Genomic DNA, 19,126 nt, shown 5'->3' with positions numbered 1-19,126 from the left:
TAATTTAAATTTAAGCACTGTGATGTTTACATTCACATTGTCCTGGAATACAATTGCAGACAACTTCTGCTACCGTTTCTTTTTTATTTAAAGTAGCCATAATTTTCGCCACATCTGCTTCGGTCAGTTCAGCTTCGTCAACTAATTCCGCGATTGTATTACCAATTTGCTTTGCACAAATATGTGAAAATAAATTTTCAGTAGCGCTTTTAACAGTTTTACTTTCACTGATTTTTGGATAATAAATATATTTTTTTCCAGCTTGTTTGGTGTAAACAGCATCTTTTTTTACTAGACGTCCCAACAAGGTTTTAATGGTTGCCGGCTTCCAATCCATTGTCTCGCCAAGTATCTCACTAATTTCTTGAGCTGTAGTTTCTTGCTTGGTCCAAATCACACGCATTATTTCCCATTCGGAATCACTAATTTTTATTGGTTCAGCTGTAATCGTCATCGTGCTTCTCCTTTCGTTTACATATGTAATTACAAATTAAGTTTACAATTGTAATCATAATAAGTCAAGTTTTTTCTACAAAAAAAATCTTTAGCTTTTTCTGCTAAAGACTTACATATGTTTATCGTAATATTTTATCCCTAAAGTTTCGACAAATTGCTCCAGACATATCAGAAAAAAGCCAAACATTAACACCCGACTTAACGAGAGCTGAACATTCCATTCTGGTTTATACAATAAAATTGTCGTTATTATTGCAATTAAAACCACTAAAACTTGATAATATTTTAAGCCAATTTGGTTAGCACGGTTGGAAATTGCTTGCCAGCGCTCATCATTTTTGTATTGTACTCTTTTTTTGGCTTGATAAAATCCCGAATAAAAAAAGAGACCCAAAATAATTACTTGAATAATAAAAATTATCACTTGACTCATTCAATCTCCTCCTCAGGATCAAAAACTTGATTAATATCTACCTCAAATGCCTTTGCCAACTTAAAAGCTAATTCTAACGATGGCGTATATTTATATTTTTCAATCGAAATCACCGCTTGTCGAGAAATACCAACTTTTTTTGCTAGTTCTTCTTGGGTCCAATTTTTTTTTGCCCGGAGAACTTTTAAATGATTTTTAATCAAAGTAATCACAACTTTCCATAAAGTAACGACTTGTTTACATTAATAATTGTAATCAGTTGTTTACATTTTGTCAATATAAGGTAAGCAATATTCTCTGTAAAAAAAAATGGAGTAGATTTCTCTACTCCAAAAAATCTTTTATATTGTCTGTGGTTAAATCTATTTATTTAAGCTGATCCATGACAAATTTAATTGCTCCGGCAGGGTTACGTGTAAGTTTAATATATTCTGCTCCTTTTGTGGCAATTAGTTTGATACCTAGCTTATCTGTATCTTCTTTAATATCATCATAATAGGAATTTACTTGCGGTGCCAAGACTACCATATCAAAATTCGGCATAATATCATAATGAGAACCATAAGCTCCAGCCTTAGCAATGACATGGGCCCCTGTTTCTTTAGCTCCTTCTTCTAGAGCATTAGCTAACATTGCACTTGTCCCCGCACCTGCACATAAAACTAAAACTTTTAACTCCTTTTCATCAGCCATAGTTGCTACACTAGAATGCTCTTCAACAACCACTGTTTCATTATTATCTACAATTGCCGTTGCACTTTCTGGTGATAATTGAGGGACTATTCCTTCGATTTCCTCAATTTCTTCAACTCTTTCTGCCTCTTGCGCTACCAATACTTTATCGTATGCCTTACAAAACGGGTAGTAAATAGCAAAATCAACTAATAGTAAAACTACTGACAGCAAAATTGAAATTGGCTGAAAGCCCGTATTCATCACTGTTCCAATCGGTCCCGGGGTCGCCCATGGCAAAACATACATAAAACCATTCATGCCTAATACGCTGATAAAAAATTTACCAATTAATACATTCGCTACCGGTGCAATACAGAAAGGAATAAAGAAATAAGGATTCAAAATAATTGGTGCTGCAAATAATAGTGGTTCATTTACGGCAAACATCACGGGAATGATTGATGCTTTCCCGACCGTTTTTAATTGCTTAGATCGCATAAAAAGAATAAAGATAATCGGTACTATAAATGTTGCACCCGTCCCACCTAACTCACCAATGAAATTCCCAAAATTTTCAGTTAGCGCATGAGTTGGATGACCACCTTCTGTAAAAACTCTTAAATTGGCTTCCGTATTTCCATACAAGGCAGCAGATAATCCAGGTTTTACAACTGATGGTCCATGAACCCCAACAAACCAGAATAATGGAATTAAGAACCAAATAATAGATAAACCAAAATAACTTTCAGCTCCAGCAAATAATGGTGACAACAGTTTGGAAAAAACTTCTCCAAAAGGAACATTAAGTACGGCTCTCGCTACAATATCAATCAGTGCACAAGCTAAAACAGAAAAAGAAAAAGGAAAAACATCTCTAAAATTTTGTGCGATGCTGCCAGGTACTTCCTTTGGCATCTTAATTGTGATGTCACGAATCACACAAAATTTATACATATTTACAGTGATAAAAGCTGAAATAAACGCTGATAAAATCCCTTTTGTTCCCATATAATCAGCTGCAAAAGAACCATCAGCTTTAGTAATTGCTAATAAAAGAAAACCACAAGTCGCTGCTAACATAACTGATGTCTCGTTAATTATTTTTCCATCGGGCATTTTTCGATTCATACTACCCGCCAAACAGCGAGCAGTCGTTCCAGCCACTAACATACCAACAACACCCATCGTGTAATCATAGATTTTCCATAACCATTCTTCTACCCCGCTTGGAATGGTTACGCCAAAAATCGGTGGAATTGCTGCACACAAAATGAAAATACTCGAAAACAAAATAACTGGCATGGCTGCTAAAAAACCATCTTTGATTGCCATTAAGTAAATATTCTTCGACACTTTTTGAAACAGAGCTTGTCTTTTTTCAATTTGTTGAATAATTACATTCATTTTTTTACCTCCTTCAATCCTTTTCAGCGATATTTTTCTTGGTATAGCTCAATAAAATCTTGGACTAAATCTCTTAATAATAAGGTTGTCATCAGATGATCTTGGCCATGAATGAAGATAAAACCTAATTCTAAGTCATCACCGCTAGCTTCATTGGCAAGAACTTGCGTTTGAGCATTATGAGCTAATTTTAAGTTCTCATCTGCATCTTGGAGTTTGCTTTCAACATTAGAAAAATCACCGCCGCGAATTTCTTTTAATAGGCCAAGTAATGAACTACGAGCGTCACCTGAATAAGCAACGATTTCAAAACCGAGCATTTGTAAGTCATTTTTATTCATTTCAAATCCTCCTCCCTCGTCTTAAATAATCGTTTTTGTTTCACTGACAAATTTATACCAATAGGCAGATTCTTTCGGGTAGCGCTTTTGCGTTTCAAAATCGACATAAAATAGTCCGTAACGTTTGTTATAACCATTAACCCAAGAAAAGACATCCATCAGAGACCAAATGAAGTAACCTTTAACATTAACACCAGCATCAATCGCCTTAGAAATATAATTAAAATAGCCTCTTAGATAATCAATTCGGTCATCATCTAAAATAACGCCGTCGTCAAACTTATCTTTATAACCTAAACCATTTTCCGTAATATAGATTTTTTTATAATTTGGGTAATCCTCTTTAATCCTAACCAATAAATCAAAGATTCCTTCAGGATAAATCAGCCAGTCCCAATCCGTTCGTGGTAAATCTGTCCGCTGAATACGTTCACCAATCCCTTTAATACGATAGACTTGCGTGCCTTTCTCACCAGTTGTGTTATAGAACATTTGGCTTTCGTCATTATAAGCTTTCACCCAATGGCTGACATAATTGTTAATCCCAAGATAGTCATTACGATTTGCAGCTTTTTTCATTTCAACAAAATCATTTTCATCAATGGTAATACTTGTATCATTTGCTGCTAAAATTTCATTAATACATTTCATAGTATGCTCAGAATAATAGCCTAAATAAGTCGCATCCATTAAAAATTTCACCGATAACGCGTCATCTAATTCGGCTGCATGAATATCTTCTGGTGTATCTGAAGCTGGATATTTAGGTTCTAATGAGTGAACTACACCAATCTCACCTTCATAATCGCCTTCTTTGAAGATATTGACTGCTTGTGCGTGAGCGTACATCATGTTATGCAATGCTGTAACTGTTTTTTGTAGATCGAAACGAATTTCAGGAGGAAAAGCACCCGTCAAATATTGATTTGTTGCAGCTGGGTAAATTTCATTAAAAGTACTCCAATAATAGACTTCTTTAAATTCATCAAAGCAGAATTTTGCGTAGTTCACGAAATGTTTGATATTCTCACGATTTAAAAAATCTCCGTCATCAAATAATGCTTTAGGTGTATCAAAATGATGAATTGTGACAAATGGTGTGATTCCTTGTTTTTTACATTCTGCAAAAACTTGATGATAATAATCGACACCTTTTTGATTAACTTCACCATAACCATTTGGAAAAATCCGACTCCAAGCAATCGACATCCTTAAGCTATCAATTTTAAATTTTTTACATAGTTCAATATCAACTGGATATTGATTATAAAAATCACTCGCTGGCTCAGCTGTATAACGTCCTTTTTCTACTAAAAATGTATCCCAGGCTACTGGCCCTTTACCATCTTTATCAATGGCCCCTTCGACTTGATAAGCTGCCGTTGCTCCTCCCATTAAAAAGTCCTCAGGTAGTTTTCTTAATTCAGTCATGATTATTTCTCCTTTTCTCTTTCAATATTTTTAAATGTATTTTTCTTGAATACTTGATTGTTTTATAACAGGCGTTGAATGTGGATTGTAAAATAAATTCGTTCATTTTCATTTAGCGTTTTCCCTAAATGATCTTCAATCAATCTATAAATACGATTGCCGATTTGATAGGCTTCAGGATAATCTTTCTTTAACGTTTCTTCAAAATTTAGTGAAAAAGATTCAGGATCAGCTACACCACTCATGATTCGTTCTAGAAAGTAATTTAAATGAATCATCAGTCGGTCATAATAATTTTGATTTTTATTCGTCCTACTGATTCCTGAAATCGACAACTCATTTTGGACTAATTCAATCATTTTTTTCTCAATTCGGTCATCAGTAGATACCGCAGTTGAAGTCCCCTTAGCATTAATAAAATGTAATGCAATGCGACTAACTTCTTCTTCAGGAAAATCAATAGCTAGTTTTTCCTTGATTAATAGGACAGCTGCCTGACCAATCTTAAATTCAATTGGATAATTGGTTTTGATATTCGGTAGAACGGTGCTTTCATATGTGCCTTTACTTAAATTTTGATAACTCAAATAAATATGATCAGTTAAAGTAACATATATATATTCTTGAACTGGGTATTGATACTGACTAATGGCTCGTTCAATAATCTCATAAGAAGTCGTGATAAAGTCCAGCGGGATATCCTTCAACAAAGTCGAAAAGTTATTTTGTGATTCTTCATTTCTTAAGGTAAAAATTCTTTCGACAACTTTTTCGCTTATCAGATCACCTTTCTTTTTTTGATAAGTTATTCCAGCTCCCATGACGACTGCTTGCTGACTGGACACATCTCTGACAATTGCAACATTATTATTTAAAACTTTAACGATTCGATACATTTCTATCCTCCTTTCAAACAAAAAGAGACTGCAAACAGTAGACAATCTCATAATGAAATTCTAATCTACTATTCGCAGTCTCGCCTAATCAAGTTAGTAACGATCCACTAAATATTCTGTTTTCGTTGACACAATAATAGCATGCGCTTACATAAAAGTAAACACAAAATTTATGAAAAACAAACAATTTCAAACTAAAATAAATATTAATCAACAATTCTAGTCTTCTTAAACGCCGTCTAATCACTCTTTCTATCCTATTATAGTTAGCTAAAAAAAACGACTAATCTTTCAATTAGTCGTTTCAACATTTATTTCACTCGTAAACAACGCATCGCATTAATGACTGCCAATACAGTTACCCCAACATCGGCAAAAACAGCTACGGGCATCGAAACAATCCCAACTGCACCTAAAGCTAGAACGATTATTTTGACTCCTAAAGCAAAAATGATATTTTCTTTAACGATTTTCATGGTTTTGCGAGCAACTTTGACTGCCGTAACGATTTTTTCTGGCTGGTCATTCATAATTACTACGTCGGCAGCTTCAATCGCTGCATCGCTACCCAAACCACCCATGGCGATACCTAGGTCCGCTCGAGCTAAAACTGGTGCATCATTCATGCCATCACCAACGAAAGCAACTTTATGATTCTCTTGCAACAATTCTTCTAAATGACTGACTTTATCTGCTGGTAATAATTCACTATAAACGTGATCGACACCAATTTTTTTACCGATCGCGTCAGCAATTTTTCGATTGTCACCAGTTAACATCACTGTTTGTTTGATCCCTAAAGCTTTTAATTCTTTCATAGTCTCACTAACACCGGCTTTTAAATCATCGGCAATTACTAAGTAACCCAAAAATTCCCTTGATTTTGCCAAATAAATGATAGTTCCAATTGCGTGTACTTCAGGTATGACAATATTTTCAGCAGCCATCAATTTATCATTTCCGGCAAAGTAATTAACCTTGTCAATTTGTCCACTAATCCCATAACCAGCCTTTTCGACAACATTTTCCACGGATGATAAATCTTTTTGATTGGCTTTTAAAATAGACTTGGCAATTGGATGATTTGAACCTTGTTCCAAACTAGCCACTATTTGTAAGAAATCAGCTTGAGGTAATTGGGTTTCAATCTCTTGTACCTCAAAGACTCCTTTTGTAAGAGTACCAGTTTTATCGAAAACAATTGTTTGCGTTTTGGCTAATGTTTCAATATAGTTACTTCCTTTGATTAAGACTCCTGCTTTACTAGCTCCGCCAATTCCGCCAAAGAAACTCAACGGAACAGAAATCACCAACGCACATGGACATGAAATAACTAAGAATGTTAAGGCTCGATAAATCCAAGGATAAAAGGCACTTGCCGTTACTAAAGGTGGCACAATAGCTAATAAAATTGCTAAGCCAACAACGATTGGCGTGTAATATCTAGCAAAGCTAGTGATAAATTTTTCAGCTGGTGCTTTTTTACTAGCTGCATTTTCTACTAAGTCGAGAATTTTGCTGACGGTTGATTCACCAAATACTGTCGTGACTTTGATAGTTAGTTGTCCTTCTTGATTAATAAAACCTGATAAAATTTCTTCGCCGGCTTCAATACTACGAGGGACCGATTCTCCAGTTAAAGCAGAGGTATCTACAAATGAACGTCCTTCAGTAATCACACCATCTAATGGCACCTTTTCGCCAGGCTTAACAACAATATAGTCTCCCACATGAATTTCTTCTGGTTTAACTTCAGTTAATTGACCATCTAATAGTAAGTTGGCTTTATCTGGCCGACTAGCTACTAAAGATTTAATTGATTTACGCGAACGATTGACTGCATAATCTTGGAAAAATTCACCGATTTGATAAAATAGCATTACAGCCACAGCTTCTGGATATTCGCCAATTGCTAAAGCACCTATCGTGGCAACCGTCATCAAAAAATTTTCATCAAAGATTTCTCCTTGAAAAATATTTAGGACCGCTGTTTTCAAAACATCAAAGCCAATCCATAAATATAATGCACTATAGGCGATAAGTGAAAGCGGCATAACGGGCTTAACTAATGCTAAGACCCCTAAAATAATTAAGGCACTTACAATTTGAATTACTTTAAAATGATTATTTTCCTCTTCTGATTCATCTTGCCAGTTTTTTATTTTTACATCTGGCTCAATTTTTTTAACAATTTGTTTGGCTTCGTTACAAACCTCACTTAAATCAGCATTTTCTGCTTCAATTGTTAATTTGGTTGTAGCAAAATCAACTTGTGCTCGTTCAACACCTTGAATTTCTTTAATTGATTTTTCAATTTTTGCAGCACAGTTTGCACAGTCTAAACCATCTAAACGATAAATTTTTTCCATGATGCATCCTTCTTTCTTGATTACACATGAATGTTTCCTCATGTATATTATATATGAATGAATCATCATGTGTCAACCAAAAACTGAACCGTTTCCAAAAATAAATAAAAAAACTGCCTTAGAAAATTTCTTCTAAGGCAGTTTCTTTTTATGGATAAATTCGGTTTAGCAAACGTGGGAACGGAATCGCTTCACGAACATGATCAATTCCGGCAATGAAAGTGATGGTTCTTTCTAAACCTAAACCAAAGCCAGCATGGGGTACAGCGCCATAACGGCTCAAATCTAAATACCATTCATAATCTTTTTCATCTTGACCAGCAGCTCTGATTTGTTCTACTAAATAGTCATAATCAGTTGCCCGTTCACTACCACCAATAATTTCACCATAACCTTCTGGCGCGATTAAGTCGGCACAGATCACCACATCATCTCTTGTTGGATGAGGTTTCATATAGAAAGGTTTAATCGCTTTTGGATAGTTTAAGATGAAGACGGGTTGATCGTATGAATTAGCGATAAAGGTTTCATGTGGAGAACCAAAATCATCTCCCCATGTAATATCATCAAAGCCATTTTTAATTAGCAATTCAACAGCATCATCATAAGAAATACGTGGGTAAGGTAGTTTTGTATATTTTTTCAAGATTTCTTTATCACGTCCTAAAACGTCCAGAGCATAATCACAATTGTCTAAAACACTTTGCACTAAATAAGCGACATATTGTTCTTGAATTTCTAAGCTATCTTCTTGATGCATGAAGGCCATCTCTAATTCAATCATCCAAAACTCAATTAGATGACGACGTGTTTTAGATTTTTCAGCACGGAAAGTTGGACCAAAAGAAAATACTTTACTGAAGGCCATCGCTGCAGCCTCTAAATATAATTGTCCACTTTGAGATAAATAAGCTGTTTGATCAAAATAATTTGTTTCAAATAAATCTGTCGTACCTTCAGGAGCTGAACCTGTCAAAATTGGCGGATCCATTTTCACAAAACCTTGTGCATTTAAAAATTCATAAGTCGCTCGAATGACTTCGTTACGAATGAGCATCAACGCATGTTGCTGTGATGAACGCAACCATAAATGACGATGATCCATTAAGAAATCGACTCCGTGTTCTTTTGGTGTAATTGGATAATCATGACTTTCTCCAACAACTTCGATTTCTTTCACACCTAGTTCATAACCAAATTTTGAGCGGGTGTCTTCGCGAATTTCACCAACGACCCAAATAGATGTTTCTTGGGTTAATTCTTTAGCTAATTGGAAAACTTCTTCAGGTACTTCACTTTTTACCACAACTGCTTGAAAATAAGCCGTTCCGTCTCTTAATTGTAAGAAAGAAATTTTTCCGCTTGAACGTTTATTAGCTACCCAAGCACCAATTTTTACGGTTTGTCCTACATAATCTTTTGCATCAATAATTGAAATTTGTTCCACTATCGTCTCTCCTAACTTATTTATCCCGAATTGCTTTTTCTTAATAAGTTACTTTTGATTCTTTTCAATAAAACGGCGAATCCGAACAACGGCTTCTTCTAAGTCTTCTAAACTAGCTGAATAACTGATCCGAACATTTTCCGGTGCGCCAAAACCTTCACCTGTTACTAGAGCAACTTGTTCTTGTTCCAATAAATCATTGACCCAAGTCGTTACATTTGTGTAGCCGCCTAAGTCCATAGCTTCTTTGATATTTGGGAACAGGTAAAAGGCTCCTTGTGGTTTAGTTAAATGAAATCCTGGTAAAGCTGCAACTTTTGGAAAAATCGTATTTAAACGTTCTTCAAAAGCTTGGCGCATTTCTTCAGCTGTATTTTGTTGTCCACTCAAAGCTTCAACTGCTGCTGCTTGACTGACAGCTGCTGGATTACTTGTCGCTTGAGAGGCGATTTTGGTCATTCCAGCAACAATATCAGCTTCTCCTATTGCGTATCCAATACGCCAGCCTGTCATTGCATAAGTTTTAGAAACACCATTAATGATAACCGTGTTTTTCCGAATAGCCTCTGAAAGCTCAGCAATATGAACTGCCTTATTACCATTATAAACCAAATGATCATAAATATCGTCTGCAATAATCAACACGTCATTAGCAACTGCCCACTCACCGATTCCTCTTAACTCTTCTTCAGTGTAAATCATCCCTGTTGGATTTGAAGGGGAATTGATAATAATAGCTTTAGTTTTTGAAGTTTTTGCTGCTGCTAATTGCGCTACTGAAATTTTATAGTCATTTTCTTGTGTTGCGTTCACAAAGACTGGTTGCCCTTCAGCTAATTTGACTTGTTCTCCATAGCTGACCCAATAAGGAACCGGAATAATGACTTCATCAGCTGGATCCAAAATTGTTTGAAATAAAGTATATAACGCAAATTTAGCACCACTTGTAACAATAATATTTTGGGGCTTAACTGTGAAACCATAATTTTCTTTAGTAAAGTGAATAATGGCTTCCTTTAGCGTTGGTGTCCCACCAGAAGCTGTATAAAAACTCACACTGCCACTTTTAATTGCTTCGATTGCTGCATCTTCAATATTTTTTGGCGTCGTGTAATCAGGTTCTCCAACTGTTAGACTAATGACATCTAGTCCTTGTGCTTTTAATGCTTTGGCTTTTGCAGTTGCTTCTAAGGTGACTGACGGTTCTAAGGTTTCCATGCGCTTTGCTAATTTCATCGTTATCACTCCTACCAAGATTAGATGTTATTCAATGTTTTTACTTTCTTCCCATCAGCAAAAGCAATCAAATAATAATTATAATTGCCTTCACTATTTTTTGCTGAAACTTCCCAAACTGTTTGCTTTTGATAGATGCCTAATTCGGCTTTTTCGACAGTCACATCTGGATAATCAGTTGAAATTTGTTTTTTTGCGGCTGCTTCCGTCAAGCCATCGCTTTGATCCAATACGCGAATTTTATTGCCTTTTTGTGGAACAATGACGACAATTTTTTTTCCAGAAGTATCTTCACCAGTGACAGTAAAATAAGTTTTTTTACGATTAAACCAATAAAATTTATCTACTGTATCTAAATCGCCGTATCTTCTAGCGACTTGAATCGTTTCTTCGCGTGCCTGATGTAACGGCCGATTAGAGCGAATAAAAATAATAGTAACTGTCACAACAATTGTTAATAAAACAATAATTGCTGCAATTAACCAGAGATTGATTTTCTCGCCGATCGTCTTTCTTTTCGACAAAATAATTGGCTCCTTTCAGATAAGCTACATTATACCAAAACTCGCGCGCTTCCTCATTACTTCTCTGAATTTTTGTCAGAATTTAAAAAATCATGGGCATCTGCTAAATTATCTGCAAAGGAATGATTAATAATCGGTAATTCTTTAGGTAGGGCTTTTTGCAGACGTTTCCCATAGCTTGCTTTAATGAACCGTTGATCTAACAAGAACATGACTCCCTTGTCTTCTTCCGATCGGATCAAACGACCTAAGGCTTGGCGCAACCGTAAAATCGTATGAGGAATTGCTTCTTCATAAAATGAATTCACCCCGAGATTAGTTAAATATTCATTTCTAGCTTTTACTAGCGGACGTTTAGGATTTTCAAAAGGTAAACGAGTAACAATCAAGACTTGCAGAATTTCTCCAGGTAAATCGATTCCTTCCCAAAAACTATCGGCTCCAAGCAAAATAGCATCCTCAGACAATAAAAAGCGTTTGAGTAATTTTTCACGGCTACCACCCGATCCTTGTGCTAAAATTTCTCTATTTTCTTGAAGCATCGGTAATCTCAAATAACGATAGACTCGATTCAAAATATCATGAGAAGTAAATAAAACCAATATTGGGCGAACTTCTTTTGCCGCAACTTGACCAATAATTTCTGCGATATATTGTCCGTACCTTTCAGGCGAGGCGGTTTGAATATCTAAACTGTCGTTTGGTACATAAAGTCTTGCTTGTTGGCTGTAATCATAAGGACTTGCAATCACTTTTAAATCCGCGTCAATTCCCCAACGTTTTGCAAAGTATCTACGATCACTTGTGATTTTCAACGTCCCACCTAAGTATAAAATTTGTTGATAGCGGCTATACCATCGCGTTTCTGGTAAAACTTGTGCTGCTAAATCTTCAACAGCAATTCGTTGGCTTTTTTCTTCTAACCAGTGGAGATAACGGGCCTCCCAGAAAGTCACAAATTGATCAAAAGTTTCCCCTTCAGAGTTTAACTTTTCTTTTAAAGCCAAAAAGTCATGGACATCACTTTGTTCTTCAATACCAAAGCTTGCTTGATGCAACTGAAAATAAGCTGCTATTTTTTCAGTCACGATCGAAATATCCCGGTATAAAATTTGGATACGACTAATCAAGTCTTGCCCATAGTTCGACACTTGATCAAATTGATCTTGGGACAACACCTTAATATCATCTTTCGTTAAGCGTATCATTTCTGGAAATAAATCCGTTAAATCAGCCACTAACTCACTATAAATATCAAATAACATTTCAATTAGATGACTGATCTGTTGATCATGATTAACTAAATTTTGCCATGTTAATATTTTATTGGTTTCCAGTAATTGTTGGTACCTTTTGCTAATGGCAGTCACACTCAATTGGTGACTACTAATACGGGTCAATGTTCGGCTCAAATGATGGGCTTCATCAATAATTAAGTAACTGCTGCTAGGTAATTGAGGCGTCTTTCGATAGCTTTCTTCCGCTAAAAAAGCATGATTAGTAATGACTAAATTACTTTGCTGCAATTTTTTATTACGCTGGACAAGAAAATCGACGGCGTAAAATGGATTACTAGGATTTAAACTTTCTAATCCTAAATGTCCAACCTCCTGCCAAAAAGTATGATTCAAACGAGTCATATTTAATTCATCAAAATCACCTGTCTCTGTCATAGTCAGCCATACCAAGACAGCCATTTGATAGAAAGTATATTGTTTTTGACCGATTTCTCCTTGTAAGGTTTGATAAAAACGAGCCAAATCAATGTAATGTCGACTACTTTTCATTACTACCGCTTGCAACTGCTGTTCTAACAATTCATTAAGTAAAGGTAAATCCTTATTCAACATCTGTTCTTGTAACAATAATGAAGCCGTACTGACCACTAAAGGATTTTCAGGGGTGGCCAAATAGCTCATGGGTAAAAGATAGCCTAAAGTTTTACCAATTCCAGTCGCTGCTTCAACAATTAAATCAGCTTTTTCTTGGCTATTGAAAAAATCATAGACCAAATTCATTAATCTTCCTTGCTCTTTACGGAAGCTCAATTTTTGACCATATAATTTTTCTTTGTTTTTTTTCATCCTAGGATAACTTCTTTGGTAGAGATTCTCTAAATAAAGTGGCGCCGTTTTTTTCTTTAAAGCCAGGCCAAAGATTATTTCAATCTCAGCTGAAGGTGTTTCTTGTTGCTGTTTTCGATCAGCCAATATTTCTGCTAGATAATCTTTCGTTTGAAAAGCCATATGATCGGCTAGTTTGACAATTTGTTCTAAAGTAATTAACGGTAATTGGCGAATTCTCTTCTCTAAATTAATCAAAAGCTCCGCTGTTACTTCTGCATCACTGTCTGCTTGATGAGGGTTCTTATGACTAAATGCCAATTCTTCTGCTAAATCTTTCAAACGAAAACTTAAAGCAGTTGGCATAAAGATTTGTGCTAATTCTACCGTATCAATTCCTGGGCTAGTTAATTCTGGTAAGCCACAACGAACCAATTCATTTGATAGAAAAGTATAATCAAAATAGATATTGTGGGCCACAAATATTGTGTCCGATAAAAAATTGGCAATAGTAACTGCCACATCTTCAAAATAAGGGGCTTTGGCTACTCGTTGATTGGATATTCCCGTCAAATGTTGAATCTGGCTTGAAATTCTCTGGTCTGGATTAATATCTGTCGCAAAACGAGAAACAATTTCCCCATTCTCTACTAGTACACAACCGAATTGAATAATACGATCAGTTTTAGGATCAGTTCCAGTTGTTTCGATATCAACGATGGCATAAGTATTTTTCACAGTCCGCCTCCTTCCTTTGAAATTATAGCTTTTTTTCGCTACAAAAAAAAGCCAGATGCAAAAATTGCACCTGGCAGAAATTGTTTAATTAAGCTTTTTCAACATTTGTAGCTTGAGGGCCACGTTGACCTTCTTCTACGTCAAATGTTACTGCTTGGCCTTCTTCTAAAGTTTTGAAGCCGTCGCCTTGGATAGCTGAAAAGTGAACGAATAAGTCGCTGCCGTTTTCTGCTGTGATAAAGCCATAACCTTTTTCTGCGTTAAACCATTTTACTGTACCGTGTTCCATGTAAAAAACATCTCCTGTTTTTAAATATTTTTTGTAATTCTTGAACGATAAAAATAGGAAGATGTTTCAAAAAACACTTGCCAATGATTAGCCGACAACAACTACGGTTTAAAGTATACCACAATCAATAACCAAACTAAAGAAAGAAGTAAGATTCCTCATATTTCTTTACCAATTGATAATGAAGACAATTAATAACGTAAAATCGCTAATAAACTCTTTTCATCTGGGATCGCTTTTTGATCCAGTACAAAGACTTGCCCACCACCTGAAATAACAAGTTCTGCAATTTGATTCAATACTTGACGACGATCATATTCGGTATCTGGGTCATCACCAAAGCCAGGTATTAAATTACTGGTAGCAATGAATAGGTGAGAAATACGAGCATCTTTTGCTGCTAGATCAATATCAACTAATTGATCGTTGAATTTTTTATCAGTTAGTTTTTGATAGCTAGTTGTTTCCAGTTCGGCCAATTCATCAGATAATTTTAAAGCGCCTAATTCAATATCCTTGATACTCAAATTAGCTGGTGATGCTGAAATTGCTGCTTTATCAGAATAGTAATTAATTTTTGCCACTTTTTTAAATTGGCTTTGATTTTCTGGTAAGGCAAATAAATACAATGGTAATTGTTCCGGGTTAGCTAAGCCTCGTAAGAAATTATCAACTGCTTGGTAATAATTCAACCAATCAACCTCAACTTCTTCATCTTTAGGACTCATTCCATGGAAGCTTAAACCATCTGCTGAGCCAGCGCCAGAAGTATTTACTCGGCTTTTATCAGCAAGCTCGTCACCTAATGCTTTAGTTGCGTCAGTTGGTGCTTCTTCAGGTAAGGTTACTTCACTTAATTGTTTATTCTTCATTTGATATAGCTTCATTGAATCGCGATTTAAAGCCAATAACAAATAGTTATAATTAAATTGTGCATTTTTAATAATCGCTAATAAATAAGGTAAGTCGGCCACATAATATTGATCATCGACTTCGATACTTAAGCGGTGAATATAAGTTTCATCTTTTGTTAAGATGATGGCAACACTGGCTGTTGGAGAACGCCAGAAAGATAAGTCAGTTAATAAACGATCGATTTTTTCTTGGAATGGTGCAAATTTTTCATCAGGATAGCGTTTCTCAAAACGTTTTTTCGCTTCTTTTGCAAAATTTTTCAACATCAACTGATCTTTCTCAACTTCTTGATGAGACACATGGGTATTCAACATAAATGTGACGAACGGTCCGACTGCTTCTTCTGAAGTTAATTGAGAAAGCAAATTTTTACTGATAGATGACATAAAACCCCTCCTATTTTAAAATCTACTTAATAAGTGTAACACAAAGACTTTTTTGTTAAAAACAAAAAGAAACGACTAGAAAAAAAGTTAATCATCGCTTTCTCATAGATTTCTTAGCATAAAAATAAAAATTATTCATGAAAAAATAAAGCGTTTCCTTTATTATAAGATTATACCAATTATCCCGAATTGGTTTTTTCATACTTACTCCTACCAAGAGTAAATAACAACCTTCATTTCCACCATAGTGACGGCTATGGTGGTTTTTTTGTGCTATACTTGATAAAATTATTTCGTTTTAAAAGGAGCAATACGATGAAAACTGCCCAAGAGATGTACCAATATTGCAACCAACAGCATTTTTTTGGAGGTACCGATCCTAGTTTTTCCCTAAAACATTTTGAAGTATTAACTAAAAACTTGAGAAATGATGAAACCGTACTTGTTTGCTTCTTAGGAATGCACAACCGTCAATCTGCCACTCGTAATGATGGTTTTTATGCCTACGCTTTAACAAATCAGCGCTTCATTATGGGACAAAAAAAGATGCTGGGAGAAACTTTCCGTGTTATCACTCGAAGTAACCTGCAAGAGTTTCGCTTAATGAAAGAACACAGTTTAGACTATCTGATGGTACTTACTTCAGAAGACACCATTCCGATTGTTTTAACTGAAGGTGAGTCACAAGCTATTTTAATCGCCTTAACAGATGCTTTCAAAAATCCTTCAGCTGACGAACAACCAAAAGATACCTCCTTAACTATTGCGGAACAATTAATCAAAATGAAAGAACTATTGGACGCAGGTATTTTAAGCCCAGCTGAATTCGAGAAAATAAAAAAAGACTTGCTTCAATAAAAAAACGTCAAAAACCTTTCGGTCTTTGACGTTTTTCGTTTATGAAATAGCTGCTTCTCCTCGTTCTCCTGTTCGAATTCGAATAGCTTCTTCAATTGGGTAAACAAATATTTTACCAGTACCAAAATCTTCTGACTGACAAATATTTAAAATCAAATCAATCACGTGATTGACATCCTCATCTGCCAGAACAAAGCTCACAGTCACTTTAGGCAATAAACTCGTTACAATTTCTTTACCCCGCACATGAGTTGTTTGTCCTTTTTGCAAACCAATTCCTAAAACTTGTGAAACTGTCATACCATTTACCTCAAAATCTTTATCGATTGCTGCTTTAATTTCTTCTAATTTTTCCTGCCGAATAATCGCTTCAACTTTTTTCATGCTACTTTCCTCCTAAGAATCTAATCCCATAAACGTTGGGTAGGCACTTTCTTCATGTTCTCCTAAATCTAAACCAAGTGCTTCTTCCTGATCTGTTACACGAATTGGCATGAATAATTTAATAATTGAAATAATAATAAAGCTTGCTGCTCCGGCAAAAACTAACGTGAAAATAATTGATTCAAGTTGAGCAACAAATAAATCTACACCACCGTAAATCAAACCTGTACGGCCACCTACACTTGGATCTGCAAAAATACCTGTAACAATACCACCAAAAATCCCGCCGATACCATGACAACCAAAAGCATCCAATGCATCATCAAATCCTAAACGTTGTTTAATCACTGCAATGAAGAAGTAACAGAAGGGACTTACTAAAAGACCAATCAATATACTAGACCATAGTGAGACAAAACCAGCCCCCGGAGTAATTGCAACTAAACCAACCACAGCACCCGTACATGCACCTACAACTGTCGGTTTACCATTTAAAACCTTCTCAATAAGCATCCAAGAAAGCATCGCTGCAGCTGCTGCAGTATTTGTTACTAACCCAGCGTGAATAGCTAAACCATCAGCCGCTAAAGCTGAACCGGCATTAAAACCAAACCAACCAAACCACAATAGACCTGCACCTAATACTACAAACGGTACGTTATGAGGACGATATTCTGCTAAGTGATATTCACGACGACGTCCTAAAACAACCGCTAGAACCAAACCAGAAATCCCTGAACTAATATGAACAACGTTCCCACCAGCAAAGTCAATTGAACCAATCTGGTCTAAGAAGCCTCCGCCCCAAACCATATGAGCCAACGGTGCATAAACAACAACTAACCAGATGGCGATGAATAAGAAAATTGCTGAAAATCTCATGCGTCCTGCTACCGAACCTGTTAATATACCAGTGGTAATTAAAGCAAACATCATTTGGAAGAAAGCGAACAATCCATCAGGAATCCCATCTCCCTCTGTCATTGACACTCCATTTAAAAAGACTTTATCGAGATTTCCGATAAATGAACCTGATCCACTAAATGATAATGAATAGCCGACTGCAATCCAAACAATTGAAGCCAAACCCATTACACAAATTACCATCATCATTGTGTTTAAAATATTTTTTCTTCTTTCTAGACCACCATAGAAAAACGCCAATGCTGGAGTCATTAAAAATACCAACCCCGAACAAATTAAAATAAATGCAATATTTGCTGCCATATAACCACTCCCATTTTTTATTATGTAACATATCCTAACATTAAAAATGAGAATTTGCAGTATATTTTTACGTTTATTTTCATAAACTTCTAATTTCGTCACTATTCATGTGAGGTTTTTTGACGTAAAAAGGACAGAGTGTATTCTCCGTCCTTTTTTTAGCCTTCATGATAAGCTTTATAAACATCTTGTTTTTTCAAATTTTGTTGCTTAGCAACTAACTTAATAGCCTCTTTACTTGTTTCACCCGTCTGAATAATTTTTTCGACTTGTTCTTTTAGACTACCTTCAAAAACAGGTAATTCTTCGTCTACTTGATTATTACCAGCAATCATTAGACAAATTTCCCCTTTAAGCTGATGCTCAGTCAAATAAGTAATAATTTCACTTGCACTTCCACGTAAGTATTCTTCAAATAACTTAGTCAATTCACGACAAACTACAACCTGGCGATCACCAAAAACTTCTAATATATTCGTTAAGGTCGCCTTTAAGCGATAAGGTGACTCATAAAAAATCAGCGTCGCTGTTTGATCATTTAACGTAGTTAAGGTTTCTTTCTGAATATTTTTTTTTCGTGGTAAAAATCCATGAAAATAAAAAGGTTGTGGCAATAATCCAGAAGCAATTAAAGCTGTCATACCCGCCGTTGCTCCCGGCAATGAAACCACTGTTAGATCTGCCGCAATACAAGCCTCCACTAGCTCATGACCGGGATCACTAATTGAAGGCATTCCAGCATCTGAAACCTGTGCAATTTTTTTACCTTGCTTTAACAATGCAATTATTTCTGGAATACGTTCTTTATAATTATGTTCGTGTAAACTTTTTTGTGGTACTTTAATTTCAAAATGATTTAGTAATTTTTGGGTATTTCGAGTATCTTCACTAGCAATTAAATCAACTTCTTTTAAAGTTTCCACGCCGCGAAAAGTCATATCCGCTAAATTACCAATTGGTGTAGGTACTAAATAAAGAATCCCCTTTGGTTCTTTAGAAAAGCTTTTTTGGATTTTCATCATTATCAATCCTCTCAATTAAAAACGGAATTGAG

General features: G+C 35.5%; 18 protein-coding genes. 1 reads left to right on the top strand and 17 read right to left on the bottom strand.

The annotated features are described in order from the left end of the window. Positions 1-10: 10 nt before the first annotated feature. From ACVWNY_RS03085 to ACVWNY_RS03020, 14 genes are all read right to left on the bottom strand, one after another. A complete protein-coding gene (locus tag ACVWNY_RS03085) occupies positions 11-454 on the bottom strand; it encodes a CopY/TcrY family copper transport repressor (protein WP_218324374.1) in 444 nt (147 codons plus the stop codon). A gap of 111 nt (positions 455-565) precedes the next feature. Next, positions 566-889, bottom strand: coding sequence for a hypothetical protein (locus ACVWNY_RS03080; RefSeq protein ID WP_218324373.1), 324 nt, complete (start codon positions 887-889; stop codon positions 566-568). Further along, positions 886-1,092, bottom strand: coding sequence for a helix-turn-helix transcriptional regulator (locus ACVWNY_RS03075; RefSeq protein WP_218324372.1), 207 nt, complete (start codon positions 1,090-1,092; stop codon positions 886-888). Before ACVWNY_RS03075 ends, ACVWNY_RS03080 begins: the two co-directional genes overlap by 4 nt. A 163-nt stretch (positions 1,093-1,255) precedes the next feature. Further along, positions 1,256-2,968, bottom strand: coding sequence for a PTS lactose transporter subunit IIBC (locus tag ACVWNY_RS03070; RefSeq protein WP_218324371.1), 1,713 nt, complete (start codon positions 2,966-2,968; stop codon positions 1,256-1,258). Positions 2,969-2,991: 23 nt separating this feature from the next. Continuing rightward, positions 2,992-3,309: a PTS sugar transporter subunit IIA gene (locus ACVWNY_RS03065; protein WP_218324370.1), complete on the bottom strand. Its 318-nt coding sequence runs from the start codon at positions 3,307-3,309 to the stop codon at positions 2,992-2,994. A 21-nt stretch (positions 3,310-3,330) separates the two neighbouring features. After that, on the bottom strand, positions 3,331-4,740 hold the full coding sequence (gene lacG / locus ACVWNY_RS03060) for a 6-phospho-beta-galactosidase (protein ID WP_218324369.1): 1,410 nt from the start codon (positions 4,738-4,740) through the stop codon (positions 3,331-3,333). Positions 4,741-4,802: 62 nt separating this feature from the next. Next, positions 4,803-5,636, bottom strand: a complete 834-nt coding sequence (locus tag ACVWNY_RS03055) for a PRD domain-containing protein (protein ID WP_218324368.1) — start codon at positions 5,634-5,636, stop codon at positions 4,803-4,805. 311 nt (positions 5,637-5,947) lie between these two features. Further along, entirely contained in the window at positions 5,948-8,005 is a 2,058-nt protein-coding gene (locus tag ACVWNY_RS03050) for a heavy metal translocating P-type ATPase (protein WP_218324367.1), read from the bottom strand. Positions 8,006-8,153: 148 nt separating this feature from the next. Next, complete coding sequence (asnS, locus tag ACVWNY_RS03045; protein ID WP_218324366.1) at positions 8,154-9,452, bottom strand: asparagine--tRNA ligase; 1,299 nt, start codon at positions 9,450-9,452, stop codon at positions 8,154-8,156. Between the two features lie 48 nt (positions 9,453-9,500). After that, positions 9,501-10,688: a pyridoxal phosphate-dependent aminotransferase gene (locus ACVWNY_RS03040; RefSeq protein WP_218324365.1), complete on the bottom strand. Its 1,188-nt coding sequence runs from the start codon at positions 10,686-10,688 to the stop codon at positions 9,501-9,503. Positions 10,689-10,708: 20 nt separating this feature from the next. After that, positions 10,709-11,212 (bottom strand): cell wall elongation regulator TseB-like domain-containing protein, encoded by a 504-nt coding sequence (locus ACVWNY_RS03035; RefSeq protein WP_218324364.1) that lies wholly within the window; start codon positions 11,210-11,212, stop codon positions 10,709-10,711. A 56-nt stretch (positions 11,213-11,268) separates the two neighbouring features. After that, the gene (locus ACVWNY_RS03030) at positions 11,269-14,013 is read right to left on the bottom strand and encodes a helicase C-terminal domain-containing protein (protein WP_454071645.1); all 2,745 of its coding nucleotides are present in this window, start codon (positions 14,011-14,013) and stop codon (positions 11,269-11,271) included. A gap of 88 nt (positions 14,014-14,101) precedes the next feature. Then, the gene (locus ACVWNY_RS03025) at positions 14,102-14,302 is read right to left on the bottom strand and encodes a cold-shock protein (protein ID WP_218324362.1); all 201 of its coding nucleotides are present in this window, start codon (positions 14,300-14,302) and stop codon (positions 14,102-14,104) included. Positions 14,303-14,493: 191 nt separating this feature from the next. Beyond that, positions 14,494-15,603 carry a baeRF6 domain-containing protein gene (locus ACVWNY_RS03020; RefSeq protein ID WP_218324361.1) on the bottom strand — a complete coding sequence of 370 codons (1,110 nt, stop codon included), beginning with the start codon at positions 15,601-15,603 and terminating at the stop codon, positions 14,494-14,496. Between the two features lie 315 nt (positions 15,604-15,918). On the opposite strand from ACVWNY_RS03020, the gene ACVWNY_RS03015 reads away from it, so the two are divergent. Beyond that, the gene (locus ACVWNY_RS03015; protein ID WP_438718759.1) at positions 15,919-16,461 is read left to right on the top strand and encodes an SHOCT domain-containing protein; all 543 of its coding nucleotides are present in this window, start codon (positions 15,919-15,921) and stop codon (positions 16,459-16,461) included. Positions 16,462-16,500: 39 nt separating this feature from the next. Here the strand turns inward: ACVWNY_RS03015 and ACVWNY_RS03010 are convergent, their stop codons facing one another. The 3 genes from ACVWNY_RS03010 to rsmI all read right to left on the bottom strand — a co-directional run bounded on the left by ACVWNY_RS03010 (position 16,501) and on the right by rsmI (position 19,091). Beyond that, complete coding sequence (locus tag ACVWNY_RS03010) at positions 16,501-16,845, bottom strand: P-II family nitrogen regulator (protein ID WP_218324359.1); 345 nt, start codon at positions 16,843-16,845, stop codon at positions 16,501-16,503. 12 nt (positions 16,846-16,857) lie between these two features. Next, positions 16,858-18,072, bottom strand: coding sequence for an ammonium transporter (locus tag ACVWNY_RS03005; RefSeq protein ID WP_218324358.1), 1,215 nt, complete (start codon positions 18,070-18,072; stop codon positions 16,858-16,860). A 158-nt stretch (positions 18,073-18,230) separates the two neighbouring features. After that, positions 18,231-19,091 carry a 16S rRNA (cytidine(1402)-2'-O)-methyltransferase gene (rsmI, locus tag ACVWNY_RS03000; RefSeq protein WP_218324811.1) on the bottom strand — a complete coding sequence of 287 codons (861 nt, stop codon included), beginning with the start codon at positions 19,089-19,091 and terminating at the stop codon, positions 18,231-18,233. Between the last annotated feature and the right edge of the window lie 35 nt (positions 19,092-19,126).

The sequence above is a fragment of the Enterococcus sp. JNUCC 77 genome (assembly GCF_054819945.1).
The sequence above is the reverse complement of the archived record's forward strand: the minus strand, read 5'-3'. Positions and strand labels throughout refer to the sequence as shown.

What these genes read in the sequence shown, in the direction of transcription:
- lacG (WP_218324369.1), bottom strand. Translation starts at nt 4,740, where the DNA reads ATGACTGAATTAAGAAAACTACCTGAGGACTTTTTAATGGGAGGAGCA.
- ACVWNY_RS03020 (WP_218324361.1), bottom strand. Translation starts at nt 15,603, where the DNA reads ATGTCATCTATCAGTAAAAATTTGCTTTCTCAATTAACTTCAGAAGAA.
- ACVWNY_RS03055 (WP_218324368.1), bottom strand. Translation starts at nt 5,636, where the DNA reads ATGTATCGAATCGTTAAAGTTTTAAATAATAATGTTGCAATTGTCAGA.
- ACVWNY_RS03085 (WP_218324374.1), bottom strand. Translation starts at nt 454, where the DNA reads ATGACGATTACAGCTGAACCAATAAAAATTAGTGATTCCGAATGGGAA.
- ACVWNY_RS03080 (WP_218324373.1), bottom strand. Translation starts at nt 889, where the DNA reads ATGAGTCAAGTGATAATTTTTATTATTCAAGTAATTATTTTGGGTCTC.
- ACVWNY_RS03050 (WP_218324367.1), bottom strand. Translation starts at nt 8,005, where the DNA reads ATGGAAAAAATTTATCGTTTAGATGGTTTAGACTGTGCAAACTGTGCT.
- rsmI (WP_218324811.1), bottom strand. Translation starts at nt 19,091, where the DNA reads ATGAAAATCCAAAAAAGCTTTTCTAAAGAACCAAAGGGGATTCTTTAT.
- ACVWNY_RS03040 (WP_218324365.1), bottom strand. Translation starts at nt 10,688, where the DNA reads ATGAAATTAGCAAAGCGCATGGAAACCTTAGAACCGTCAGTCACCTTA.
- ACVWNY_RS03065 (WP_218324370.1), bottom strand. Translation starts at nt 3,309, where the DNA reads ATGAATAAAAATGACTTACAAATGCTCGGTTTTGAAATCGTTGCTTAT.
- ACVWNY_RS03070 (WP_218324371.1), bottom strand. Translation starts at nt 2,968, where the DNA reads ATGAATGTAATTATTCAACAAATTGAAAAAAGACAAGCTCTGTTTCAA.
- ACVWNY_RS03005 (WP_218324358.1), bottom strand. Translation starts at nt 18,072, where the DNA reads ATGGCAGCAAATATTGCATTTATTTTAATTTGTTCGGGGTTGGTATTT.
- ACVWNY_RS03015 (WP_438718759.1), top strand. Translation starts at nt 15,919, where the DNA reads ATGAAAACTGCCCAAGAGATGTACCAATATTGCAACCAACAGCATTTT.
- ACVWNY_RS03025 (WP_218324362.1), bottom strand. Translation starts at nt 14,302, where the DNA reads ATGGAACACGGTACAGTAAAATGGTTTAACGCAGAAAAAGGTTATGGC.
- ACVWNY_RS03010 (WP_218324359.1), bottom strand. Translation starts at nt 16,845, where the DNA reads ATGAAAAAAGTTGAAGCGATTATTCGGCAGGAAAAATTAGAAGAAATT.